At 71.8% G+C, this 24,315-nt stretch carries 25 protein-coding genes and 1 pseudogene; 8 read left to right on the top strand and 18 right to left on the bottom strand.

The genetic code is table 11. From position 1 onward, the window contains the following. The first annotated feature begins 55 nt into the window (after positions 1 to 55). Positions 56 to 2,269 (top strand): hypothetical protein, encoded by a 2,214-nt coding sequence (locus IPK24_21070; GenBank protein ID MBK8077980.1) that lies wholly within the window; start codon positions 56 to 58, stop codon positions 2,267 to 2,269. Here IPK24_21070 and mptB read toward each other — a convergent pair. The 5 genes and pseudogenes from mptB to IPK24_21045 all read right to left on the bottom strand — a co-directional run bounded on the left by mptB (position 2,205) and on the right by IPK24_21045 (position 7,044). Further along, positions 2,205 to 3,710: a polyprenol phosphomannose-dependent alpha 1,6 mannosyltransferase MptB gene (gene mptB, locus IPK24_21065; protein ID MBK8077979.1), complete on the bottom strand. Its 1,506-nt coding sequence runs from the start codon at positions 3,708 to 3,710 to the stop codon at positions 2,205 to 2,207. The genes IPK24_21070 and mptB overlap by 65 nt on opposite strands. Further along, positions 3,700 to 4,488, bottom strand: a pseudogene (locus IPK24_21060) (glycosyltransferase). Before IPK24_21060 ends, mptB begins: the two are co-directional and overlap by 11 nt. Positions 4,489 to 4,541: 53 nt before the next feature. Then, on the bottom strand, positions 4,542 to 5,519 hold the full coding sequence (locus IPK24_21055) for an SEC-C domain-containing protein (protein MBK8077978.1): 978 nt from the start codon (positions 5,517 to 5,519) through the stop codon (positions 4,542 to 4,544). A gap of 93 nt (positions 5,520 to 5,612) precedes the next feature. After that, complete coding sequence (locus IPK24_21050; GenBank protein MBK8077977.1) at positions 5,613 to 6,035, bottom strand: ATP-binding protein; 423 nt, start codon at positions 6,033 to 6,035, stop codon at positions 5,613 to 5,615. Positions 6,036 to 6,222: 187 nt separating this feature from the next. Continuing rightward, positions 6,223 to 7,044: a glycerophosphodiester phosphodiesterase gene (locus IPK24_21045; protein ID MBK8077976.1), complete on the bottom strand. Its 822-nt coding sequence runs from the start codon at positions 7,042 to 7,044 to the stop codon at positions 6,223 to 6,225. Between the two features lie 133 nt (positions 7,045 to 7,177). Here IPK24_21045 and IPK24_21040 point away from each other — a divergent pair, with 133 nt between their 5' ends. Together IPK24_21040 and IPK24_21035 are read left to right on the top strand one after the other, a co-directional pair. Beyond that, on the top strand, positions 7,178 to 7,705 hold the full coding sequence (locus tag IPK24_21040) for a sigma-70 family RNA polymerase sigma factor (protein MBK8077975.1): 528 nt from the start codon (positions 7,178 to 7,180) through the stop codon (positions 7,703 to 7,705). After that, positions 7,702 to 8,310 carry a methylated-DNA--[protein]-cysteine S-methyltransferase gene (locus IPK24_21035; GenBank protein MBK8077974.1) on the top strand — a complete coding sequence of 203 codons (609 nt, stop codon included), beginning with the start codon at positions 7,702 to 7,704 and terminating at the stop codon, positions 8,308 to 8,310. Before IPK24_21040 ends, IPK24_21035 begins: the two co-directional genes overlap by 4 nt. A gap of 7 nt (positions 8,311 to 8,317) precedes the next feature. Here IPK24_21035 and IPK24_21030 read toward each other — a convergent pair whose 3' ends face one another. Further along, positions 8,318 to 8,866: a YceI family protein gene (locus IPK24_21030; GenBank protein ID MBK8077973.1), complete on the bottom strand. Its 549-nt coding sequence runs from the start codon at positions 8,864 to 8,866 to the stop codon at positions 8,318 to 8,320. 287 nt (positions 8,867 to 9,153) lie between these two features. Here IPK24_21030 and IPK24_21025 point away from each other — a divergent pair, with 287 nt between their 5' ends. After that, the gene (locus IPK24_21025) at positions 9,154 to 9,564 is read left to right on the top strand and encodes a GNAT family N-acetyltransferase (protein MBK8077972.1); all 411 of its coding nucleotides are present in this window, start codon (positions 9,154 to 9,156) and stop codon (positions 9,562 to 9,564) included. 30 nt (positions 9,565 to 9,594) lie between these two features. On the opposite strand, the gene IPK24_21020 is transcribed toward IPK24_21025, so the two are convergent. From IPK24_21020 to IPK24_20995, 6 genes are all read right to left on the bottom strand, one after another. After that, positions 9,595 to 10,128, bottom strand: a complete 534-nt coding sequence (locus IPK24_21020; protein ID MBK8077971.1) for a hypothetical protein — start codon at positions 10,126 to 10,128, stop codon at positions 9,595 to 9,597. A 112-nt stretch (positions 10,129 to 10,240) separates the two neighbouring features. After that, complete coding sequence (locus IPK24_21015) at positions 10,241 to 11,104, bottom strand: DUF2817 domain-containing protein (protein MBK8077970.1); 864 nt, start codon at positions 11,102 to 11,104, stop codon at positions 10,241 to 10,243. A 197-nt stretch (positions 11,105 to 11,301) separates the two neighbouring features. Continuing rightward, positions 11,302 to 11,829 carry a tRNA (cytidine(34)-2'-O)-methyltransferase gene (locus IPK24_21010; protein ID MBK8077969.1) on the bottom strand — a complete coding sequence of 176 codons (528 nt, stop codon included), beginning with the start codon at positions 11,827 to 11,829 and terminating at the stop codon, positions 11,302 to 11,304. 33 nt (positions 11,830 to 11,862) lie between these two features. Continuing rightward, positions 11,863 to 12,393: a GNAT family N-acetyltransferase gene (locus IPK24_21005; GenBank protein ID MBK8077968.1), complete on the bottom strand. Its 531-nt coding sequence runs from the start codon at positions 12,391 to 12,393 to the stop codon at positions 11,863 to 11,865. A gap of 143 nt (positions 12,394 to 12,536) precedes the next feature. Then, positions 12,537 to 13,136 (bottom strand): hypothetical protein, encoded by a 600-nt coding sequence (locus IPK24_21000; GenBank protein MBK8077967.1) that lies wholly within the window; start codon positions 13,134 to 13,136, stop codon positions 12,537 to 12,539. 155 nt (positions 13,137 to 13,291) lie between these two features. Beyond that, the gene (locus IPK24_20995; GenBank protein MBK8077966.1) at positions 13,292 to 14,497 is read right to left on the bottom strand and encodes an ATP-binding protein; all 1,206 of its coding nucleotides are present in this window, start codon (positions 14,495 to 14,497) and stop codon (positions 13,292 to 13,294) included. Between the two features lie 164 nt (positions 14,498 to 14,661). Between IPK24_20995 and IPK24_20990 the strand changes: the two genes are divergently transcribed. Beyond that, entirely contained in the window at positions 14,662 to 15,018 is a 357-nt protein-coding gene (locus tag IPK24_20990; GenBank protein ID MBK8077965.1) for a GntR family transcriptional regulator, read from the top strand. A gap of 207 nt (positions 15,019 to 15,225) precedes the next feature. Here the strand turns inward: IPK24_20990 and IPK24_20985 are convergent, their stop codons facing one another. Continuing rightward, positions 15,226 to 16,119, bottom strand: a complete 894-nt coding sequence (locus IPK24_20985) for a prephenate dehydratase (protein MBK8077964.1) — start codon at positions 16,117 to 16,119, stop codon at positions 15,226 to 15,228. A 134-nt stretch (positions 16,120 to 16,253) separates the two neighbouring features. Here IPK24_20985 and IPK24_20980 point away from each other — a divergent pair, with 134 nt between their 5' ends. Next, on the top strand, positions 16,254 to 16,916 hold the full coding sequence (locus IPK24_20980) for a hypothetical protein (protein ID MBK8077963.1): 663 nt from the start codon (positions 16,254 to 16,256) through the stop codon (positions 16,914 to 16,916). A 207-nt stretch (positions 16,917 to 17,123) separates the two neighbouring features. Then, a complete protein-coding gene (locus IPK24_20975; protein MBK8077962.1) occupies positions 17,124 to 18,314 on the top strand; it encodes an SGNH/GDSL hydrolase family protein in 1,191 nt (396 codons plus the stop codon). A gap of 29 nt (positions 18,315 to 18,343) precedes the next feature. Here the strand turns inward: IPK24_20975 and IPK24_20970 are convergent, their stop codons facing one another. The 3 genes from IPK24_20970 to IPK24_20960 all read right to left on the bottom strand — a co-directional run bounded on the left by IPK24_20970 (position 18,344) and on the right by IPK24_20960 (position 20,127). After that, on the bottom strand, positions 18,344 to 19,003 hold the full coding sequence (locus tag IPK24_20970) for a hypothetical protein (protein MBK8077961.1): 660 nt from the start codon (positions 19,001 to 19,003) through the stop codon (positions 18,344 to 18,346). A 93-nt stretch (positions 19,004 to 19,096) separates the two neighbouring features. Next, positions 19,097 to 19,672 (bottom strand): TetR/AcrR family transcriptional regulator, encoded by a 576-nt coding sequence (locus IPK24_20965; GenBank protein ID MBK8077960.1) that lies wholly within the window; start codon positions 19,670 to 19,672, stop codon positions 19,097 to 19,099. Then, positions 19,669 to 20,127, bottom strand: coding sequence for an SRPBCC family protein (locus tag IPK24_20960; protein ID MBK8077959.1), 459 nt, complete (start codon positions 20,125 to 20,127; stop codon positions 19,669 to 19,671). Before IPK24_20960 ends, IPK24_20965 begins: the two co-directional genes overlap by 4 nt. Before the next feature lie 118 nt (positions 20,128 to 20,245). Between IPK24_20960 and IPK24_20955 the strand changes: the two genes are divergently transcribed. After that, positions 20,246 to 21,808 (top strand): aldehyde dehydrogenase family protein, encoded by a 1,563-nt coding sequence (locus IPK24_20955; protein MBK8077958.1) that lies wholly within the window; start codon positions 20,246 to 20,248, stop codon positions 21,806 to 21,808. A gap of 18 nt (positions 21,809 to 21,826) precedes the next feature. Here the strand turns inward: IPK24_20955 and IPK24_20950 are convergent, their stop codons facing one another. Then, positions 21,827 to 22,711, bottom strand: a complete 885-nt coding sequence (locus tag IPK24_20950) for a universal stress protein (protein ID MBK8077957.1) — start codon at positions 22,709 to 22,711, stop codon at positions 21,827 to 21,829. Further along, complete coding sequence (locus IPK24_20945) at positions 22,708 to 24,207, bottom strand: amino acid permease (protein MBK8077956.1); 1,500 nt, start codon at positions 24,205 to 24,207, stop codon at positions 22,708 to 22,710. The genes IPK24_20950 and IPK24_20945 overlap by 4 nt, the downstream gene beginning before the upstream one ends. Positions 24,208 to 24,315 lie beyond the last annotated feature (108 nt).

Below are 24,315 nucleotides of genomic sequence, written 5' to 3'. Positions count from 1 at the left end.
GGCGGTCACCACCGACAACCGCCGTCCCGGGGACCGCCCGGCCTAGGCTGAGCCGGTGACCTGGGACCTGCGCCGAGCCGTTGCCGCCCTCGGCGCCCTCCTCATCACCCTGGGCCTGGTCGCCGGGCCGGCCGGCGCAGCGACCGCGCCGGTACCCGGCCCCGTCGTCCTGCTCGGCACGGCCGGGTTGCGCTGGGACGATGTCGACATCGACACGCCTGCCCTGCAGGCCCTCTTGGCCAACGGGTCCCTGGCCGCCCTGGTGCCGCGCAGCGTCGAGCTCACCGCCTGCCCGGTGGACGGCTGGCTGGCCCTGTCCGCCGGACGGCGCGCCGATGCGGCCCGCGCCGACGACGGCAGTTGCCTCGTCCCCACGCTCGATCTACCCACCCCGGGCGGTGTCGGCCGCGCCCTGCGGTGGGCCGACTACCGCGATCGCGCGGCGGCCCAGGGCTTCGACGCCGAGCCGGGCGCTCTCGGCGAGGCGCTCGCCCGCGCGGGCCGCCGCAGCGCCGCCATCGGTCCGGGCGCCGTCCTGGGGCTGGCCCGCGCCGACGGGACGACGACCCCCGCCTGGGCGGCGGACGACATCCTGGACACCGACGAACCCCTGAAGGCCGCGCTGGCCACGCGGCCCGACGTCCTGGCGATCGATCTCGGCCCACTCACCGCTGCCACCGAGATCGAGCGCACCACCGCAGTGAAGGACCTGGACGCCCGACTCACCTTGATCCTCGAGGCCCTGCCGGACGCCGCCACGGTGATCGTGACCTCGCTCGCCGACGACCCCGCCGCCACCGCGGCCACGGCCAGGGCGGCATCGACGCCCTCGGAGCCCGCCGGCTCCGCCGGTGGGGCCAGTGGCGCTCGGATGCAGTTCACCGCCATCGTCGGCGCTCGCCCCGGTGGCGGACAGCATCCTCCGGCCCTGTTGTTCAGCCCCAGCACCCGCCAGGACGGCCTGGTGCTGACCACGGACGTCGCCCCGACGATCCTGGACCTGCTGGGCGTGACCGTGCCCGCCACCATGGACGGCTCGCCGGTGCACCCCTCGACCGGCACCTCGGGCGACGAGGCGGATCGGCTCGAGCACCTACTGGACCTCGATCTGGCCGCCGTCGAACTGCAGCCGTTGTTCGGCCCCGTGGTGGCGGTGAGTGTCGTGATCGAGGCGTTCCTGGCGATCGTGCTCGCCTGGCTGCTGCGCATCGTGCGGACCCCCGCGCTGCACCGCCGGCTGCGGGCCGGGTTGCACGCGGTGGGGATCGCCGGTGGCTGCCTGCCCGCGGCAACGGTGCTGGCCGGGCTGGCTCCCTGGTGGCGCGCGGACTCCCCCGGCTCCATCCTCGGGTTGGTGGTCATGAGCTGGGTGGTGGCGCTGGCCACCATCGCCCTGGTCGGGCCGTGGCGACGCCGGGTGCTCGGCCCGGCCGGGGCCGTGGGTGCCCTCACGGCGCTCGTGCTCACCGCAGATGTCGCCGCCGGCTCGCCGCTGTCACTGACCACGATCATGGGCGGCCAACCCTTGATCGCGGGGCGGTTCTACGGGTTCGGCAACCCGTTGTTCGCCGTGTTCGGCGCCGCCGTCCTGCTGTTCGCGCTGGCCGTGGCCGACGTCTTGCTGCCCCGCGGCGTCCGGCCGGCCGTGATCGGGGTGAGCGTGGTCGGTCTGCTGGCGGCGGTGATCGACGTCCTGCCGAGCCTCGGCGCGGACGTCGGCGGCGCACCCGCGCTGATCCCGGCCTTCGCGGTGCTCGCGCTGCGACTGTCCGGGTTGCGGGTGACCTGGCGCCGTGCACTGCTGATCGCCTCGGGCACCGTGCTCCTCGTGGCCGCGGTGGCCGTCGCGGACTGGCTGCGGCCCGACGCCGACCGCACCCACCTGGGGCGCTTCGTGCAGACGGCGATCGACGGTGGCGCCTGGAACGTCATCCGCCGCAAGGGAATGCAGAACCTCGAGATCCTGACCTCCTCACCGCTGACCATGCTGATCCCGGTGGCCGTGGCCCTGTTCGTCTGGGTGCTGATCGACCCGGCCCGGTTCCGGTTCGGCGCGCTGCAGACCGCCTACCAGCGCGTGCCGTTGCTCACCCATGGCCTGGTGGCTCTGGGCGTCCTGCTCGCGATCGCGTTCGCCGCCAACGATTCCGGGACGTCGATCCCCCCCGCGGCGGGGCTGCTCGCCGTGCCGCTGTTGATCGCGATCACGGCCCGGGCGAGCGGCGACGAGGTGCCCGACCCCACCGCACCACGCCCAGGACGGCGCTGAGCAACAGCACCGGCGCCACGTAGCGGCGAAAGCCCAGGGTCAGCGTCTCGACGCTCGCGGACAGCCCCACCACACGGCCCGGCAGATAGGCCAGGGCGAGCACCGTGAGTCGCACCAGCACCATCGATTCCAGGCCGGCCAGGGATCCCACCGCGGGCACCAGCGCCAGTGGCGCCCAGAGCATCGCGTCGTACCAGGGCAGGGCGTAGGGGGCACACAGAACCCAGGCGCCGCAGAGCATCACGGCGGCAGCGGCGGCCTCCGCCGTGGCCGTCGGCCGCGACCCGCGAGGGCTCGAGGTGAGATCGCGCCATCGGGGACGCAACGCCCACACCAACCCGGCCGCGGTCAGCAACGCCAACGGCACCACGATCGGGCGCATCGCGCCGCGGCCCGCCACCAACTCGACCAGGTTCACCACCGCCCGCCACGGCGAGGCGATGGAGGTGAACCCGCTGGCGGTGCGCAGCTGATCGGCCACGTGGGGGCCGGCCCACGCGTAGGCGGGCACCACCACCAACAGCGCACCGAACAATCCGTTGGCCAGCAGCCGGCGCCGTTGATCGGGGCTCACCCCACGCAGGCTCCACACCACGGCCAACCCGAACAGGGCGTAGGGGGCCTTGATCGCCGCCGCGGCGCCCAACAGCATCCCGGCCGGAGCGGGCCAGCGCGAGGCGATCACCAGGCCGGTCACGGCCAGAGCGGTCGCCACCACGTCGACGTGGGCGCCCAGCACCAGTTGGCCGAGCAGCAGGGGGTTCAGCGTCCACAACACCACGGCCCGGGCCCGGGCGACGTCGTCCGTGCGGTGTACCCGATCGAGCAGCAGGGCCACGGCCGCGAACGCCAGCGCACAGACCAGCGACCAGCACCACACGCTGAGCCGCAGCGAACCGCCGCCGAGGCGAGCCACCAGGTCGAACAGCCCGGTGGCCACCGGCCCGTACACGCTCGGGGTGTGCTGCCACGGTGGCTGGACGGCGCCGGCGACGGGGTCCGTACCGCTGCGCCACTCGATCGGCGCCACCAGGTAGGCATCGTCCCCGGCGGCGCTGATCCGGCCATACGCGAGGTAGGACAGGTGATCGGCCGAACCCGCCGGCGGCACCAGGGTCAGCAGCAGCGCGGCCCCGATTCCCGCCGCCACCAACCAGCGGATCGGCAGCACCCGGCCCGGCAGCACCCGCTCACCGCTCGGCCTGCCGATCGCCCGCAACCCCGACCAGACGGCCCCGGCCCCGAGCAGGTAGGCCAGCACACCGAGGACGGTGACGGTCGCCGAGTCCGGGTGGGCCGCGACGTCCCAGGGCGGCGTCGGTGTGGCCGGCCCGAGCCCCGGCACGGCCGCGGAGTCACCCAGGACGGCCGACAGCACCAGCAGAGCCAGGCTCGCGGCGCCGAGCAGGACGGCGCGACGAGCAGGAGCGTCAGCCCGCACGCCGCCACCGGGGCACCCGCGCCAGCACCCGCAGCGGGGTGGCCCGCCGGAGCCGGCGGACGGCGAGCGCCCGGGCGACATCGCGATACTGGGCCGCCCGGTGGACCTGCCCCGCCCAGTCGGCTCCGGTGACCCGGTGGTGCAGCTCGACCGGCACCTCGACCACGGTGAACCCGGCGCTCAGCACGTCGATGGTCAGCGCGGTCTCGACCCCCCACCCGTGAGCCAGCGGGCGAGCCGCCGCGAAGGCCTCGGCGCTCAGGCACCGCATGCCCGACAAGGGTTGGGTCGCCGTCCACCCGGTCGCCCGCCGGATGCCCTCGCGAGCCAACCGCACCACGAACCCGCGCCCGCCGCCCGCGCGGGCCTGGGCGGGCAGGATCGCGATGGACATGTCCGCCTCACCCGCCAGCACCGGGGCGGCCAGCGGGGCCAGGTTGGCGGCGGTCGAGCCCAGGTCGGCGTCCACGAACAACTACGCCAGCTCGTCGGCGTCGGCGAATCGCGATAGTCGGGTGACGCCGTGTTCCATCGCGGCACCCTTGCCCAGGTTGTGGGGAAGCCGGACGGCGATCGCGCCGACCTCGCCGGCACGGCGCAGCGTGGCGTCCTGCGATCCGTCGTCCACCACGACGACCCGGCGCACGCCGTCCAGGGCCAGCACGGCACGCACGGTCTCGGCGATCCGATCGGCCTCGTTGTAGGCCGGGATGATCGCCGCGAGCCCGGACGGACGCCGAGACAGCGGGCCGGGGTTGCTCGAGGCACTGGTGTTCATCGAGGCGAGCCTAGTCAGCCCGAGCGGCGGCGTCCCGGCGGATTCTCGGCCGATCAGCGCAGGGTGAGCTGGCGAGAGACCACCCCGGCGCGGGCGCCGCGCTCGAGTGCGGTCAGCGGAGCCTGATCGGCCATCGCCTCGGCCAGTCGCGCACCGAACGCCTCGGCCGGGGCCTCGAGGTCACCGGCCTCGGCGTCCTCCGGCAGATCCCACACCGGCACCACCAGGCCGGCGGAGCGGAACGCCCCGACGTAGCGGGCGCCGTCCATGATCGCCGAGGCTCCGGCGGCGTGGAGCCGGGCGACGCCGTCGAGCAGCACGTCCTCGTCGTGCGGCAACACCCAGCGCAGGTGGCGCCGCTGCCCGACGGCGCACCAGTAGGCCGCCGACACCGAGGCCAACCGGCGCGTGGGGACGACGGCCGCGTTGGCGCGCTCGATCGACTCGCGTGCCTCGGTGGTCAGCTCGACGTCACGGGCCATCCAGAAGTCGAACCCGTCGTGCACGGTGACCTCGAACGGCACCGAGGGGTCGAGCACCTCCTGCAGTCGCGGCGTCCCGGCCGGGGCGGCGCCCTCGCCGACCGGGGTGCCCGGCTCGGCAGCGAGCGCCTGGAGGATCGCGTAGGCCACGTCACGGCCGGCGTCCGCGGAGTTGGTCTGGGTCTGCAGCCCGACGAAGATCTCGCCGTCGGCGCGGTGCAGGCCGGGCCAGGCCAGCGGCAGCACCGTCGAGACCGTGACATCCCGGGCACCGTGTTCGGCGACGGTGCGCACCATGGCGGTGGCCGCCGGCACGATCTCGCGCAACGCCACCCAGTCACACTCTCCCGACAGTCCCGCGAACGGGCGGGTCACCAGTGCGGTCGCCTCGAACCGGGCTGCCCGGCCGTGACAGGCCTTGTACCGCTTGCCCGACCCGCACGGGCACGGCTCGCGCATGCCGACGACCGGCACCGGCTCGGTCGGGTCGAGCGTCGGGTCGAACACGGCGGTGGCGGAGCTGGTGGCGCGGCGCGCGGACTTGCCCATGGGACGCGGACTCCTCGAGTCGGGGGTCCCAATCTAGCCAGCCATCCAGGCAGCCGGCGTTCCTCGGGCGGTCGGCTCCGACCTCGAGGTCGGTCAGCGCACCAGGCGCAGGGCGGGCGCCCGATCGAGCGACAACACGGCCCACACCGTGCGCAGACCGCCGGCATGGTCGGTCACGCCCCAGCCCTCGGTGAGGCGCTCGACAATGTGCAGGCCACGGCCCGAGACGGCGGTGAGCGAGGCCTCCTGAGCCTCCACCACTCGACCGGAACCGCCGTCGGTGACGCGCAACTGCAGCTGCCCACCCCGAAGTTGCCAGCCGAGCACCAGGACCCCGCCGGCGATGGCCCGGGCATGCCGGACGGCGTTGCCGAGCAGCTCCGACACCACGACCTCGGCATCGTCGATGACCTGCTCGGTGAGCCCCATCCGGCCGAGAGCGGCCCGCAGCGTGCGTCGCGCGACGGCCACCGAGTCGGGCCGATGCGGGAGGCGCAACACCTCTGCCGGTGGCATCGCGTTGGGGTGTGCCCACGCATTCGAGGTCTTCATCCTCGATACCCCTTCGGCTCGATGACAACGATTCCCTCGGACTTCAATACCCCGTCGTCGCGACCTGTGAAACCCCTGTCATGGTGGGTCTCGCCGAATGGGCTCCTGTCCGCGACTGTAGGTTGCCCCGGCGCCTTGCGCATGAGGACCTTCACCCCTCCAGCGCCCCAGCCCCCGCCAGACCACCCGGACGGTCGTCGGCCATGATCCACCTCGCTACCTCGCGGGGCCGGTTCGTGATGATCGCCGCAACCCCGAGGTCGAGGCAACGCCGCACGTCATCGGGCTCGTCGACGGTCCAGACGTGCAGCTCCTGGCCGGCGCGGATCAGGTCGGCGACGTACTCGGGACGGTCCCTGACCAGGGCGATGTCCAGCCCGGCGACCCGGCACCCGGCGGGCAACGAGCCGTCGCCGTGCATGCGGGGAATCCGCTCCATCAGGTAGACCAGCGGCAGCTGGGGGGTGAGCCGGTGCATGCGCCGGACGGCCATCGCCGAAAAGCTCATCATCCGCACCGACACCGCGTCATGCGCGGCACCCCTGGCGTCCGGACCATCCCAGCCGTACTCGGCCAACAGGCCGGCCAAGGCCTGCTCGACCTGGCCACCGAACCGGTTGGGGTGCTTGGTCTCGATCGCCACCTCGAGCGGTCGGCCGGCCTCGCGGACCAGGTCGAACAGCGCGCGCAGGGTGAGCAGGTCGCGGCATCCGGGCATCGGGTCGGCCGAGGCGTCCGGGCCGAGCCGCCAGCCACCCCAGTCCAGCGCCGCGAGCCTCTCGGCCGACAGCCCCGAGACCGATCCCCGCCCCGAGGAGGTGCGGTCGACCCGGGCGTCGTGCAGGCAGATCAGCTGCCCGTCGGCACTGAGCCGCACGTCGCACTCGAGGCCGTCGGCGCCGTCCTCGATCGCCCGCTGGTAGGCGGCGGGGGTGTGTTCGGGAAGGTCTGCGCTGGCGCCGCGATGCGCGATCACCCGAGGACGCAACGGCGCGGCGGGGACCTTCACGGCACGTGATGGTGGCACAACGGCGGCGCGGAATCGCCGAAGATCGAAGGATTGGAGCGTCCCTCACAGATCGGGCGGGCCTAGCGTTGTGTTCATCGTGAGCCTGCCGCCGTTCCAAGACCTGATCGACGCCCATTGGCGCGATGTGGCCCGGTTGTCGTACGCCCTGGCCGGGCCGACGGACGCCGAGGACGTCGCCCAGCAGGCGTGGACGCAGGCCCTCGCCGCCTACCCCACGCTGCGCTCGACGACCAACCTGCGGGGCTGGCTGCTGACGATCACCAGTCGGTGCGCCACCGACGCCCATCGCGCCCGGACCAGGCGGGCGGTGCCGGTCGAGACGCTGCCGGACCGCCCGCCACGATCCGGCCTCGACCCGGACGTCGCCGTCGTCGAGTCCCGCCTGGCCGAGTCGGGCGCGAGCGGGTTGTGGCGAGCGGTGCGCGACCTGCCGGAGAGGCAGCGCACGGCCATCGCCTTGCGCTACATCGTCGATCTGGATCACGCCGACCTGGCCCGCGCCTTGGGCACCACACCGGGGGCGACCCGACGGCTGGTCTCGGACGGGCTGGCCCGGTTGCGCACCACCACCGAAGCCGTCGATCGACCCGAGGAGTCCCGATGAGCGACCGACTGGAGCACGCCTTGCGCGCCCTGGGCACCGTGACCGTTCCGGCCGAGGCGGCCGGACCGCCGCAGCCGGACGGCGCGGACGTCACCTACCTGATCGAACCCACGGCGGTGGGCGACCTGCTGCTCGCCACCCGGCGGGACGGCGTCCTGCTGGCCTGCACCTACGCCGGCTCGACCGCTCTGGGCGGCGCGAGCGGGGTGCTGCGGCGGTTGGCCGGTACGGTCTCGCCGCGGGTGCTCCGGGGGGTCGGTCCGGGGCTGGACGAGGTCCGCCGCCAACTCGAGCAGTACCTGGCCGGACGACGCCACACCCTCGACCTGCCGTTCGAGCCGGTACTGGCCGCGCCGTTCCAGCGCGAGGTGCTGACCGGCCTGGCGGCGTCCGTCGGCTACGGCGATCGCACCAGCTACGGCGAGCTGGCGCGACGGATCGGGCGGCCGGGTGCGGCCCGGGCGGTGGGGACGGCGCTGGGCGCCAACCCGCTGTGCCTGGTGCTGCCGTGCCACCGGGTGACCGGGGCCGGCGGCCGACTCACCGGGTACGCCGGAGGACTCGAGGCCAAGCAGTGGCTGCTCGACCTCGAGTCCTCGGGGTGACGCTGGATCAGGCCTGCTTACCGGCCTCGATCTCGATGACCAGCTTGACCTTCTCGCCCACCAGGAAGCCACCGGTCTCGAGGGCGGCGTTCCACTGCAGGCCCCAGTCCTTGCGGTTGATGGTCGCGGAGGTCTCGAAGCCGGCCTTGGTGTTGCCCCACGGGTCCTTGGCGATGCCGCCGAACTCCCAGACCAGCTCGACGGGAGCGGTGTGGCCACCGATGGACAGGTCGCCGACGGTGACGATCTCGTCGCCCTTGACCGACACCGAGGTGCTCTTGTAGGTGATCTTCGGGTTGTTCTCGACATCGAAGAAGTCGGCGCTCTTGAGGTGGCCGTCACGCTGCTCGTTGCCGGTGTTGACCGACGCGGCGTCGATCTCGACCCACAGCGAGGAGTTCTCGGGGTTCTCGGCGTCGATCGTGGCGCCACCGGCGTAGACGCCGAAGTTGCCGCGCGTGGTGGCGACCACGGCGTGCTTGACGGCAAAGCCGACCGTCGAGTGGGCGGCGTCGATGTCCCAGGTACCGGTCAGCTCGGCGGGAAAGGCGCTCATGTGAGAAGTGCTCCTCGTGATCTCGGGATTGTTAGTTGAAACGTAAACCATTTCGATTGACGTGTCAATTGCTGACTCTACGGATCTTCAAATTCACTCTTCGCCACGGACACACCCGTTGGGCTCAGTGATGCCCGGCCGAGTGGATTCCGGCAGGATGTGCTCACCCCTGAGCCCTGGAGTGAACGGTGATCGAGCGTCTCGACCCGGACGCCGCGCCGCCGCCCGATGCCCTGATCAACGAGCTCGCCGAGCTGTTGTGCGACAGCCTGGACGACGGGGCGAGCATGGGCTTCCTGCATCCGTTCAGCCTCGGCGAGGCGTCGGCGTTCTGGCGCCGTCAGCTGCCCGGCCGCACGATCTGGCTGGCCCGCGGCGCGAACGGGGGACTCGACGGGTGTGTCCAGTTGGCCCGGACCGACTACCCCAACGGGCGACACCGGGGCGAGGTGGTCAAGCTGCTGGTGCACCGCCGCGCGCGGCGTCGCGGCCTGGCCCGGGCGCTGATGACCGCACTCGAGGACGCCGCCCGCACCGAGGGGCTCACCCTGTTGCTGCTCGACACCGAGACCGACAACCCGGCCGAGACGCTCTACCGGTCGCTGGGCTGGCACCCGTACGGCGTCGTCCCGGCGCACTCGGCCCGACCCGACGGCGTGCTGGCGCCGACGACGTTCTACTGCAAGCACCTCGGCTGAGGTGGGTCAGAGGCCCAGAGGCCCAGGGGCTCAGCCGTCGCGGCGTTCACCGCACCGCTGACAACGGCCCGCGACCCGGCGTTCGCGGCACGTTGCCGCACGCGGGCACCCCCGGGTCGGGGTGATCGGATCCGGCTCCGGCCGGACGACGCCCGGCGCGTAGGCCGTCAGCACCAGCCCGAGCGGGGACCCCGCCCGAGCAGCCACCGCCGCCACCGCCGCCGAGGACGCCGGAGCGAGCGCACCCGGTTCGACGTCCGACCCGGCTGCGGCCGCCTCCCGTCCGGCCTCGACCAGGGCGGCGTCCCGGGGCGAGCGGACGGCACCGGGCTGGCCCCCGCGCAGACTGCGGCCCAGTTGCCGGTACAGGTCCGCGCCACCGTCACCGTCGCCGGCCACCAGCTCGGCCATCACGTCGAGCACGGCGTCCCAGCCCGGGCTGCCGACCTCGCCGGGCTCCTCCGCGACCGGTGGCGTCGACGGCGCCGGCGTGGGGGTGAACGAACCCGGCGGACGGCACACCGGGGTGGCGAGCGTCGTCCGGTGGACGGTCTGACCGATCACCACGCGCTCCCTCTCGCCGGCCGCGGCCGAGCGTGACGCGGGCAGGACACCGACCCCGTCGGCCGCCGGCAGCCCACCGCGAGCTGTGCCCCCACACCTCACCCGTTCGCCCTCACAGCGACGCGGCGACGGCCTCGATGGCGCGCAGCTGGGCATCGGCGAGCACCGGCGTGACGGTCCACGGCAGCTCGACCGTGAGCACCACCACGCCCGGCAGGACCGCGGCCAGCCAGGTCGGCAGGCTGCCCGGGTGAGCCGGGGTCGCCCGTACCGCCAGCCCGGCGGTGGAGGCGTACCGGGTCGCCAGCACCTCGCCACCCGTCCCCGAGGCATCGACCAGGTTCAGCGCCTGGTGGTAGCTGATGACGACCGTGGGACGACGGTCGAGGATCACCCGGGTCAGGGCAGCCGACTCGGGTTCGCTCAGCGGACCGCTACCGGAGGAGAAGGGGGTGCTCGGCCGGCTCGGCGTCCAGCTCGGGAAGTTCCGGTTGAGGTCCACCCCCGCGGCGTTGCCTCGGGTCCGGGCGGCCTCGCCGTCCGGGTTCGGATGCACCACGACCAGATAGGCCACGTCGTCCGGGGGGCGCCGCCGGGCCAGGTCGGCCGCGATCGGCACGCCGCCGCGCTCACTGCCGTGCAGGCATCCGATCACCAACACCCGACGGGTCGCCGCGGGGTCACCGACCACGGTCAGGGTCAGTGGACGGCCGGCGCGGGAGGAGCCGTAGACCGCGGTCGTGACCGGGACGGGTGAGGCCGGCTGCTCGATGTCGGAGGCGGGCCGGCAGCCCACCGCGGCCAGCAGCACCACCAGCCAGACCAGGACGACCACGGTGGATCGATGCCTGCCGCGACGTGCCACCTTCCCCACCCCGCTCTCGAGCAGCGTCACACCAACGTCATCAGCGAGGACGCCGCCGGCGACGCCGGGGTTGCACACCCACCCGTCGCCGTCGCCGCCCCTCCCAGCCATCACGGATCTCCCGCGGATGTATCGCCCACGGCCTCGGCGCCTCCTGTGAGCAGGAGCCGCCGGCTGCGGCTCCGGGAGGGACGGGATTCGAGATGGCACACGTACCCATTCATCTGGCGCGGCTTCTCGCCGGCCGACCGACTCCGCCGCGACGGCGGGGGCGCCACCGGCGAGGTACCGCCGAGTCGGTGGCCGCCTCAGTGGTCGAACGGTCCGCTGGTGAGGGTCTCGCTGGTCAGGCCGGACCCGAGCCGATCGACCGGGGTGACGGCACCGGCGAAGTCGAGCTGGCGCCACGCCTCGAAGACCACCACGGCGACGGCATTGGCGAGGTTGAGACTGCGGTTACCAGGACGCATCGGTAGGTGCAGTCTGCGCACCGGCCCCAGGGCGTCGAACTGGTCGGCGGTCAGGCCGGATCGCTCGGCACCGAAGATGAACACGTCGTCCGGGGCGAACGCCATGCGGTCGTAGCGGTCGGCCGCCGCCGCCGTGAAGGCGAACCGGCGCGCCGGCCCCAGCCGCGCCAGGCACGCGGCAACATCGGCATGCACCGTGACGCTGGCCAGGTCGTGATAGTCCAGGCCCGCGCGCTTGAGCAACCGGTCGTCCATCGAGAAGCCGAGGGGCTCGACCAGGTGCAGCCTCGCGCCGGTGTTGGCGCACAACCGGATGATGTTCCCGGTGTTCGTGGCGATCTCGGGTGACACCAGGACGACGTCCACCGCTCACCTCCCGATTCGTGGTGCGTGGCCGGCTCAGTCGATCGGCGAGATCCGTTGGAACAGAAGGTGATCCTGCCATCGTCCCGCGATGCGCAGGTAACTGGGGGCCAGCGCAAACTGCTGGAAGTCGTTGCTCAGCAACACTTTCTGCGATGCCGTGTTGTGCACCAGCGTCCCGGCCTCGACCCGATGGAGACCGAGGTCGACGAAGGCGATCCGCACCATGGCCGCCACGGCCCGACTCGCCAGCCCTCGCCCGGTGTGGCCCTCGTCGAGCCAATACCCCATCGAGCAGGATTGGAACGCCCCCCGCACGATGTTGTTCAGGTTGATCCGACCGGCCACCTCGCCGGTCTCGGACAGGATCGCGCTCGCCACCACCTGACCGGCCTCCTGCTGAGCCAACGAGCGCTCGACGGCCAGCGCCTGGCCCGCCACGGTGAACCAGTCCTCCTCCCGCTCCGGCTCGAACGGTGCCATGAACGCGCGGCTCCGGGTGAGCAGCTCGGCCAGGCGGGGGGCGTCGTCCGGGTGCAGCGGCCGGATGATCGAGTCGTCGTCCATGCCCCGATCCTGCCGCACACCGGCCGGGCGCACCGGGCCGAGCCGCTCGGACGGACCCGCCCAGCGGCCCATCGCTACGGGGTTTCGGCGAGCGTGCTCGCCGGGTTCACCGTGCTGCAGCTGCTGGTCTACGCAAGGGCCGGTCAGCGGCCGGCGACGGTGCGGCCGGCCGCCAGCACTCGGTCGAGCAAGCCGACCAGGTCCAACACCTGACCGGCGGCCACCACCCACAGCGCCACGCTCACCAGCCGTTCCAGCACGCCACCGACGTTCAGCGACAGCCCGACGTGTCCCCACCACGGCAGCAGCGGGATCCCCGGGCCGCGCCCGCTGCGGCGGTCGGCCTTGCCGAACAGCAGGTCGGCACCCAGGTGAGAGCACCACCCGGCCAGCAGCGCCCCGGCGCCATGAGCGAGCAGGGCGCCGCGCCCGCTGTCGGCGAGCGGCAGCACCGCCACCCACCACAGCCCGGTGACGACGAGGGCCAGGCCCCACCAGTGGGTCAGGCCGCGGTGTTGCATCGGGCCATGACGGCCCAACAGTTCGTCGGGGGTCCAGCGGTCGGCCAGCCGCCAGCCCCGCTGCAGGTCGACGTCCGGTGAGAGCCGGCCCGCAGCCGTGACCGTGGCCAGGACACCGCAGCCCAGCGCCCCCACGACCGGAAGGCCCATGGCTGTGCCGTAGCCGAGCCCGAACACCGCCCCGAGCGCTCGGTGTCCGGCCGCCATCACCTGGGCGATCATGCTCGATCGGCGTGCGCGGCACCGGCAGCGACGCGCGGGAGATGTATCGCACCAGATTCGTCGAAACCTGCGTCGAGAGGCGGTTCCTCGCACTCCAGGCCGAGTTCTGACGAATCTGGTGCGCATCATCACGGGCGACGATGCTCGACAGCGCCTCAGTCGCCGTGGCGACGCAGGTAGCGGCCGAAGTGCGGAACGGTGAAGGCGATCCGGCCCCGCTCGCCGCTGTAGACCAAGCCCTTCTTGATCAAGGCATCTCGGGCCGGCGACAGCGACTGCGCACGGCGGCCGAGCACCTTGGCGACCTCCGCCGTCGAGGCCGTGGCGTCCGGGTCGTCCGTCGCGCCACCGTCGGCGTCCATGGCATCGGCCATCGCCCGCAGGTACTCGCGTTCGGCGGGGGTGGCCCGCTCGAAGCGTGACCCGAAGAAGCCGACGGCCAACTCGGCCTCGGCCTCGGGGGCGGCCACGCGGACGTCGTCCGCCGTGATCGGACTGCGCGGGGCGACGTCCCAGGCGGTCTTGCCGTAGGCCTGCACGAAGTAGGGATAGCCGGCCGTGGCCTCGTACATCGCCTCGAGGGCCTCGGCGGTGAACTCGGCATCCTCCTCCTTGGCCGGGGCACTGAGCGCGCGGTCGGCCGCCGCCCGGTCCAGCCGGTCGATGCGGGCGTAGCGGAACAGCCTCTCGCTGTAGGACTTACTGGCCGAGAGCACCGCCGGCAGGTGCGGTAGCCCGGCACCGACCACGACGAAGGGCAGGCCGGTCTGGCTGATCTCGTGCGCGGCCGCGCACAATGCGGACACATCGTCCGGCGCCAGATCCTGCATCTCGTCGATGAACACCGCGACGCCGCGCCCGACGTCGCCGGCCAGGCCACCGACGTCCACCAACAGTTCGACCAGGTCGATCTCGATGTCGCCGGAGTCGGCGCGGCCGGGCACGGTGGCGACGTCGATGCCGGGTTGCCAGCGGTCGCGCAACTTGGCGGTGGGGGCGTTGTCGCGCAGCGCGAAGGACTTCAGGACGCCGAGCACGTGCTCGGCCTCGGAGGCGGGCGCCGCGAGTTCACGCACCGCCAGGTGCAGCGCAGCGGCCAGCGGACGGCGCAACGACTGCTCGGGGCGGGCCTCGAGCTTACCGGTGCCCCAGCCCCGCCGCACGGCAGCCGAGCGCAAGGTGTTGAGCAGCACGGTCTTGCCGACGCCGCGCAACCCGGTCAGGACGACGCTGCGCTCGGGACGGCGTTTGGCGACCCGCTCGAGGACGACGTCGAAGGTGGCCAGCTCGGTGTCGCGACCGGCGAGCTCGGGCGGGCGCTGGCCTGCTCCGGGGGCATAGGGATTGCGAACCGGGTCCATTCTGAAACGGTATCCGGGCGTCTAGCGAGAACCCGAGATTGAGCCATACGACGCGAGCGTGTCGCAGCTTGTCCCGGTTCGCCGGTTCCGTCCCCACGGCCTCGGCCGACCTCGCCGATGCGCCGCAGGTTGTGACCACAGCAGGTCGCAGCCGAGGATGCAGTATGAGCGACCTCGTCATCCACCTCGACCCGGACGCCGCGCAGCCGCCGTTCGAGCAGCTGAAGGCGCGCATCGCGGCGATGGTCGACAACGGGACGCTGCGTGCGGGGGATCAGCTGCCGACCGTGCGCCGATTGGCCGCCGACCTCGGCTTGGCACCGAACACCGTGGCCCGCGCCTATCGCGAGCTGGAGCAGTCGGGCCTGCTCGACACCCGCGGCCGCTCGGGCACCTTCGTCTCCGGCGACCAGGTGCACCAGGAGGCACGGCGCGCCGCGGTCGACTTCGTCGTCCGGCTGCGAGCGCTGGGGATCGGGCAGACCGAGGCGCTCGACCTCGTCCGACGCAGCTTCGGCTGACGGGGACTGGCGGCAGCCAGCGTTCTCTACCGATCTCTTGGTGATTGGCAATAAAGGTGTAGAGGACGTCAGAGACGACCCGGTATCACGGTCGGACTCGGCGTCGATCGCCTCGTCTCGCGCTGTCTAGCACTCAGTCCAGAGACGCCTAGAGAGCGCCATCGACATTCGAGTGTGCACGAATTGCATGATCACGGAAGGACGGTCTCAGCGGGGCGTTTGCGGCCGCAGCGTTCGGTTCTCCGCGGGTTCGGCGATCTGCGCCCGGAACGGGCTGGCGGGGTAGGTCCCCAGGATCCGGGTCTCGACGGAGAAGAAGCCCAGCTCCTCGAGGGCCAGCGCCAGCGACGGATCCTTCGGGTGCCCCTCGACGTCGGAGTAGAACTGCGTGGCGAAGAAGGTGCCGCCGAGCTGGTAGCTCTCCAGCTTGGTCATGTTGACCCCGTTGGTGGCGAAGCCGCCCATCGCCTTGTAGAGCGCGGCCGGCACGTTGCGCACCCGGAACACGAAGGTGGTGATCATCGGCCCGTCGCCGGCCGGGTAGTCGCGCGGCTCACGCGCCAGCACCAGGAACCGGGTGGTGTTGCGGTGCTCGTCCTCGACGTTCTCGGCCAGGATGTCGAGCCCGTACAACGAGGCCGCCAGGCGTGGCGAGAGCGCGGCGATGCTCGGATCGCCCAGCTCGGCCACCTCGCGCGCCGCACCGGCGGTGTCGTCGGCGACGTGCGCCGTCCAGCCGTACTGCCGCACGATCTTGCGGCACTGCGCCAGGCCGTGGATGTGGCTGCGCACGTGGCGGATGTCCTCGAGCCGGGTGCCCGGCACCACCATGAGCTGGAAGTGGATCGGCACGAAGTGCTCGCCGATGATGAAGAGCCCCGACTCGGGCAGCAGGTGATGAATGTCGGCCACCCGGCCGGCGATCGAGTTCTCGATCGGGATCATGCCGAACTCGGCCAGGCCCGTGGTGACCGCCTCGAAGGCGTCGTCGAAGGTCGGGCAGGGCAGCGGGGCGAACTGCGGGAAGACCTCGCGGACAGCGGCGTCGGAGTTGGCGCCCGGCTCGCCCTGATAGGCGACGCGAGTGCGGTCGAGGCTCAGGGGCCCGGTGGTCGGTTCGGTCACGAGAATCCAGGGTACGCGGCAGGGAACAGCCACGGGTTCGGACGACGTTGCCCAGGCGGCGCTCGCGCGGTGCGCGCTCTGGCGGCCGCGTCGGCGCGTGAGGAGACGACATGACACTCGAGACCCGACCCGACCTCACGGTGGAGTTCTCGCGGCAACGAGATCTGTTGCTGGAACAGGGGTATCCGCGCCTGGCCGGGTTGACCCCGCAACGGTTCCGAACCGCACTGGACGCCGTGTGGTCGGCGATCGAGTCGTGGTGCACCCTGCCTGGGGCACCCGAGCGAGCCGGTCATCTGCCCTTCGCCCTGGTGGTCGGCACCGCGCCCGCCGAGGCGATGCTGCAGACCGTGCACCTGCCGGGTCGCACGACGCCCGGAATCCTCGACCGCAACCACGGCGAGGCCGGACTCACCCCGTACCGCCCGATCCCGGGCGCCGAGCCGCCGGCCGACCTCTACGCCCTTGTCGGTGTCGACCGGGGCGACGAGTTCCGAGGAGAGGCACCGCGAGAGGCGGTGGCGACCCTGCTCTCCCGCGGTCGCAGTCCGCTCACGATCAGCGAGGGGCTCGCCGTCCAGGTCGTGGCGCCGGCCCTGCTCCAGCCCAACCACGGCTTCTCCCTGGCGGGCTCCCGCCGGGAAGACCCGGGCAACGCCAAGCGCGTACCTGCGCTCTGGATCTCCGGCAGGGCTCCCAAGCTCGGCTGGTGCTGGGAGGGCAACCCCCATTCGTGGCTCGGGACGGCGTCCACGGCCGCTCGCCTGGCCTGATCGGATTCCCCACACATTCTGCTCGGAACACCACAAGATGACTACTCATCGTGATTGAAATGTTACCCAGGGTCGACAATTGTGCTAGGAAAGGACTCACGATGCCGCCCGACGGGCGCGCATCGGCGGCCACGACACCGTGCGCCGGGTACTGACGGAACCAGCCCGACCGTTGTCATCGGACTACCGATTGGCGGAGTCATCCTCATGCGTCGCACGACCCTTTCGCGCCTGTCCCTACCGGTTGCCACGGCCCTCGGCCTGACCGGACTCGCTGCCAGTGGCACGTTCGGCATCGCCACCGCCGGCGCAGCGACCACCCAATACGTCGCCATGGGCGACTCCTTCGCCGCCGGCGAGGGTGGCCCGACCAGCCTGGCCGGCTTCGACGTCGCCTCGGGCTCGTGCCACCGCACCGCCCTGGCCTGGCCCCGAGTGTTCGCCGCAACCCGCGGGCTCTCGCTGGAGACCACCAACGGCGGGCACACCTCGACCATCGCGGGGCACATCGCCTGCGGGGGTGCCAACACCACCAGCATCACCACGACCGCCACGAACGGCGAGCCCGCCCAGTTGGCCCAGCTGCGCAGCATGACGCCCAAGCCGACGCTGGTCACCCTGACCATCGGCGCCAACGACGCCCGGCTGGGCAGTGTGATGAAGGCCTGCCGCACCGGTCAGCAGTGCGCGGAGACCCTCAGCGCCGCCCGCACCCTGACCCGCAATGTGCTGCCCAGCCGCTTCGCCCGGGTCTTCGCCCAGGTCAAGAGCGCCACCAAGGCCCGGCTCATCGTCGTCGGCTACCCCCAGATCTACGCCGCCCCCAGCCCCGCCGCGCTCGCCGAGTGCTCGGATCTGACCAGCGAACGACTCGCCGAACTGCGCGCCCACCTCGTCGACCTGGACAAGGCCCTCGCGGCCGGGGCCAAGGCGGCACAGGTGGAGTACATCTCGATGCTCACCGCGCTGTCCGGTCACGAGCTGTGCACCTCGTCGGAACAGGTCAACCCGATCGCCGTCACCGGGTCGAGCCTGGCGGCGGAGTCCGGTCACCCCACCGCGGCCGGCTACACCGCGATGGCCACGCGGATGTCGTCCTACCTCACCCGCTACGCCATCGCACCGAACATCGCCCCGAAGGCCGCCTTCACCTTCAAGCGCAAGGCCGGGACGACGAATCGCGTGGTGCTGGACGCCTCGGCCTCGGCCGACCTCGACGGTTCCATCGCCACGTACACCTGGACGTCGGGGACCACGACCCTGGGCACCGGCAAGACGCTCACCATCACCGTGAGGTCCGGCACCACCAAGCGGGTGACCCTGACGGTCAAGGACAACCGAGGGGCGAAGGTCAGTGTGACGCGCATCGTCTCACCCAGCTCCACCACGGCGCGCTGAGTCGACCCGGTCCACCCGGCGGTGCCCCGTCACGGTTGAACCGTGACGGGGCACCGTTCATGAACGGCCCCGACGGATGGCACGACGCCGAGGTCACGAACTCGCGAGCGCCCCCGCCACCGTCTGCGGCAGCCGATGAGCAGCGCAATGGCCGCGTTGCCCAGGCAGAAGTAGGCCGGGAACAACAGCAGTGCCACGTCCCGCGAGCGAACCGAGACCACGGCCGAGAGGCCGCTCAGCGCGGCCAGGGCATACGTCGTGCCGGTCTCGGAATCCGGTTCACGCCAGATCTTGGGTGTGATGGCCACCAGGCCCGCCCCATCGGCGAGGGCGACACAACAGGTGGCCACGAGAGGGTCGTCCACCAGCTGCCACCCGATGATCCCCACTCCGGCGACGCCCAGCAGCACGACGTTGCCCGCCGCGACCCCACCCACCCCGCCGCGCACGGCAACACCCAGAACGGTCACCGTGGACGCCGCCTGCACCACCAGGACGACCAGCCCCCAACGACCACCGGCCGCCGCGTGCGCGCAGGCGGCGATCAGTGCAACGGCGCTCCAGACCAGCCAACTCCCCCGATGAGGGGTCGTCGACCCGCGGCGAATGCCGAGCAGGTACGCCAGCGTCCCCACGATGGACAGACCTGCGCCGACCATGGCTGAGCCGACGGCTGCAGTCGTGGTCACGTTGATGGAATCCATGGTTCCCCCCGAGGATCTGGTAAGGGGAGCCTTGGTTTGCCCGACTGATACCCGTGGCCTCAGCGGAAACCTGCGGGCTCAGCCGGACGTGGCCCGCACCATGGCGGTGAACTCGGCCATCGCGGCGTCGGCCGCGGCTCGGTCACCGGTGGCGGCGAGCTCGAACAGCAGGCCACGCGCCGTCCCGAGGGACAACCGAGCCAGGCGTACGGCCTGCTCGTCACCGACCCCACTGCGCCGGAATCCGTCGGCGAGCTCGTCGACCCAGCCGGTGGCCAGCCAGTGCCGCAGCGAGGCGGCATAGGGCTTGCCCTGCATCGCCGTGCCGGACAGCTCGAAGAACAGCGGGGCGAAGATCTGCGCGCGATCGGCGACGTGGGTCCAGAACGCCGCGCCGGCCTCGTACGGGTCGGCATGGGCCGCGAGGAACTCGGCCATCACCGCCCGCTCGCCCCGTTCGACGGCCTCGACCACTGCGCCCAGAAGGCCTTCGCGAGAACCGAAGTGGTAGATCAGCATGCGATGGCTGGTACCCAGCGCGGTGGCCAGGGTGCGCAGGCTGGTGTCGCCTACTCCGTGCTCCGCGAACCAGGCAATCGCCTTGGCCAGCAACGCCTCTCGCGGGCCAGGTGAGGCAGTGGGGACGTCGGTCACTCGGCGTCCGCTGCCCCGGCACCCGCCTCGGCACCCGCCCGGGTGGCCAGCGCCTCGGCCTCGGTCTGCAGATAGCTGCGGGTCATTCCCTGATAGAGCCGATGGGCCAGCCAGGCGAGCGGACCGTCGAAGGTCATCCGCAGCGTGATCTCGCTGCCGCCGTCGTCCAGCGGTCTGATCACGTGGTCGGCGATGCTCACCACACCCGGGCGACGCGAACGCCAACTGAACGCCGTCCCGGGTTGCCAGTCGGTCACGGTCCAGTCGGTCGGCGGCAGCTCGGGCTGCTCGACCCGGTACACGGCGTCCGGCCCCGGACCGACACCGGCCGCGCCGCGGGCCACCCGATCGACCGTGGGCAGCCACTGGGGCCAGGCGTCCAGGTCACTCAGCACCCGCCACACAGCATTCGGTGCAGCGGACGCCGTCCGGCGCACCTCGATCGTCTTCGTCATGTACCAAATGGTACATGAATCGATGGAGATGGCGACAAGGGTGCCCCGCGTCGGCATCAGTCATCGGATCACCGGATGTTGCCAGGTACCCCACCCCCGTCGCGGGTACCGTTTCGCCATGCAGATGCTCAGCTCCCTCGTCCCCGGCGCCGCGGCTCCCACGGTCGCCACCGTCGACTCGATCAACCCGGCGAACACCTCGGACGTCGTCGCCCGGGTCGACCTGGCCGGCGCCGACACCCTGGTCGCCGCCGCTCGCGCCGGAACCGAGGCGCAGCGGGCCTGGGCCGCCGTCCCGGCACCGATCCGCGGCCGCGTGATCGCGGCGATCGGACGGCTGGTCGAGGCGAACTTCGAGGCGCTGTCGCAGCTGATCACCCGCGAGGTCGGCAAGCCCATCGCCGAGGCGCGAGGCGAGGTGCAGGAGGTCGTCGACACCTGCGACTTCTTCCTCGGCGAGGGCCGGCGCCTCTACGGCCAGACCGTGCCCAGCGAGATGCCCGACAAGCAGCTGTTCACCTTCCGGGTGCCGGTGGGCACCGCCATGGTGATCACGGCCGGCAACTTCCCGATGGCCGTGCCGAGCTGGTACCTGGTGCCCGCGCTGCTGGCCGGCAACGCCGTGGTGTGGAAGCCCGCCGAGTACGCCGCGGCCTGCGCCGACGCCATGGCCCGCATCTTCATCGCCGGCGGCCTGCCCGAGGGTCTGCTCACCGTCGTCCACGCGGACGGTGCCGCGACGTCCGCCGGGCTGGAGGCCGCACTCGAGGCCGGGGTGGTGAACAAGGTCGGCTTCACCGGATCGACCGAGATCGGCCGGGCGATCGGCGCACTCTGCGGGCGGCACCTGCAGTCGCCCTGCCTCGAGCTCGGTGGCAAGAACCCGATGGTGATCACGCCGTCCGCCGACCTGGACCTGGCCGTCGAGGGCGCGTTGTTCAGCGGCTTCGGGACGGCGGGGCAGCGCTGCACCTCGCTCGGCACCGTGATCGTGCACTCCTCGGTGCACGACGAGTTCGCGCGCCGCTTCGACGCCGCGGTGCGGACGATGCCGGTGGGCGAGCCGGGCGGCGAGAAGGACGCCGCGGTGGTGATGGGCCCGCTGCTCGCGCCGCGCTTCGCCGAGCGCTACGAGGACTACCTGGCCTGGATCGGTTCGCAGCACACGGTTCTCGGCTCCACCGGGGTCGGGCGCATCACGGCCGACAACCCGCGTGCGGGCTTCGTGGGCGACACCACACTGTGGGAGTCCGGGCTGTACTACCACCCGGTGATCGTGGACGGCGTCGAGCCGGAGGACGAGTTGTTCCGCACCGAGACCTTCGGTCCGCTGGTCGGCATCGCCACCTACGACGACTTCGACCAGGCGCTCGCCATGGCCAATGCCCCGGGCTACGGACTCTCGTCGTCCATCTACACCACCGACCCGACCGAGGCGTTCCGCTACCGCATCGGCATCGGGGCCGGCATGGTCAGCGTCAACAACTCGACCTCGGGCGCCGAGGCGCACCTGCCCTTCGGCGGAAACGGCAAGAGCGGCAACGGCTCTCGCCAGTCCGGAATCTGGGTGCTGGACCAGTTCACCCGCTGGCAGTCGATGAACTGGGACTTCAGCGGCAAGCTGCAGAAAGCCCAGATGGACATCGAGATCCCCCCGGCCGACATGGACTTCCGGATCTGAGCCACGACGCGGGCCGGTTCAGGGGACGGCGATCACCGGCACCGGGGAGTGCCGGACGATCTTCGAGGCACTCGAACCCAGGAACACGTGGGTCAACCGGTGGGTCGAGGACGAGCCGACCACCAGGACCTCGTCGTGCCCCCAGTCGAGGGAGTCGACAGCTCGGTCCCAGGATCGGCCCACCGCGATCACGGCGCTCAGGCGATCCGCGGGAAATCCGTTGTCCACCAAGGCAGAGACCGCCTCCGCCTGCTGGCCTTCGGCCTGCGCGCGCCACTCCTGCAGGACCATGTCCTCGGCGCCGCTGATCTCGGGCGGATACATGGTCCGGCCGCGCACGGCGAAGGTGACGATCCGGAGCGCCGCACCGACCCGGCCGCAGATGTCCGCGGCTCGCTCCAGCAGCTCCCGGGTCTGCTCGTCGCCCCGGAACGCCACCGTGGCGCGCCGCACCACAGCGTCCGGCCCGGCCCGGTATCCGCGCGGGGCGATCGCCACCGCCACTGGCGAGGAATGCAGCAGCCGCGCCGTCTTCGACGTCATCGCCACCTCGCCCCACCGCGCCTCGTCGCCCGAGCCGACCACGATCAGGGCGGCATCGACCCGCTCGGCGTCCTCGATCAACGTGGCCGGAACCGACCGGCCGGCCAACCACGCCGCCTCGCTGGGCACGTCGCCGTGCCGAGCGAGCAGCTCGATCGCTTCGGCCGCGCAGGCTTCGCCCTCGCCGGCAGCCCACTGCTCGAATTCCCGGTCGGTGTGCCCGGCAACCGCGGTCGGCCAGCCGGGCGGCACCACCGTGACCGCGCGTACCCGGTCGGAGTCCGAGCGTGCGAGTTGGCAGGCGAGGTCGATGGCCGCGTGATCGTCACGGTGCGGACTGAAGGCGACGATGTACGTCATCGCTCGTCATCCTCCGGCCGGCGACGCCGGCCCATCGGTTCGGCGATCTCCTCCTCGTCGACGTAATGGTTGAGCGTCGCGCGCCGCCGCCCGTAGGCGAGGTAGAAGGCGACCACGGCCGCGATCCAGATCAGGAAGATCACCCAGGTGATCGCGTTCAGCCCCCAGAGGATGTAGAGGCAGAACGCGACCGTCAGGATCGGGGTGACGGGGTAGCCGGGGATGCGGTAGGGCCGTTCCAGATCGGGGTGGGTCCGGCGCAGCACCATCACCCCGATCGCCACGGCCGAGAACGCCACCAGGGTGCCGATCGAGACGGTGTCCCACAGGTAGTCCGAGGGCACGAACCCGCCGATCAAAGCGATGACGATCGATACCACGACGATGTTGTAGGTCGGCGATTGGGTGCGCGGGTCCACCTTCAGGAACCGCTTCGAGATCATGCCGTCCCGACTGATGGCGAACAGGATCCGGGTCTGCCCGTACAGGGTGACCAGGGTGACCGAGAAGATCGAGATCACCGCCCCGGCGGCCAACACCGCCCCCCAGATCGGGGTGCCGGTGACATCGTCCAGGATCTGGGCCAGGCCCGCGTCCTGGGCCGGCTCGGTGGAGAACCACCCGGCCGGCTTGGCTGCCAGCCCCGCTGCGGCGACCGCGACGTAGACGGTCGAGACGATGATCAGCGCTCCGATGATCGCCCGGGGTAGGGCACGTTGTGGGTTCTCGACCTCCTCCCCCGCCGTGGCCACGGCATCCAACCCGATGAAGGAGAAGAAGATGGTGCCGGCAGCGGCGCTCACCCCGGCGACGCCGGACTGCCAGAAGTTCTCGAAGTGGTCGGCCTCGAACGCAGTGACCGCGATCCCCACGAACAGCACCAGGACGGCCAACTTGACCAACACCATGATGGTGTTGATCTTCGCCGATTCCGAGGCGCCGCGGATCAGCAACAGCATGCACAGGAGCACCAGGACGACGGCGGGCAGGTTGACCAGGCCGCCGGTGGCTCCGATGTCATCAGGACCCGGGATGGGCGAGACCGACAGTGCCTGGGGCAGTTGCCAGCCGAACAGCGAGTCCAGCAGCGCGTTGAAGTAGCCGCTCCACCCCACCGCGACGGCACCGGTGGCGACGCCGTACTCCAGCAGCACGCAGCCGGCGATGACCACCGCCACGAGCTCACCCATGGCGTGGTAGGCGTAGGAGTAGGTCGATCCGCTGACGGGGATGGCGCTGGCCAGTTCCGCATAACACAACGCGGACAGGCCCGCGGCGATGCCGGCGACGACGAAGCTGACCAGGACCGCCGGGCCGGCTTCGGGCACCGATTCGCTGAGCACGAAGAAGATGCCGGTACCGACCGTGGCACCAACCCCGAACATGGTGAGCTGGAAGGCGGTCAGGTTACGGGCCAGCTCCTCCCCGGGGTGCTGGTGCTTGGTGAACACGATCGGCTTGCGCCGCGCGAATTGCTGCGACAGGGACTGCGCCATGGCGTCCTCCTCCGGGTCGGCCCTCCCGCGGGCTCCAAAAGGATGAGGTGGGGCCTCGCCCGAAGGTAGTGGGCGGGGGGTGAGTGCCGATAGTCCCGATTCCTGCCC

It is taken from the genome of Kineosporiaceae bacterium, assembly GCA_016713225.1.
GTDB lineage: Bacteria > Actinomycetota > Actinomycetes > Actinomycetales > Kineosporiaceae > JADJPO01.
Note: the sequence above shows the minus strand (reverse complement) of the source record. Positions and strands in the feature narration are given on the sequence as shown.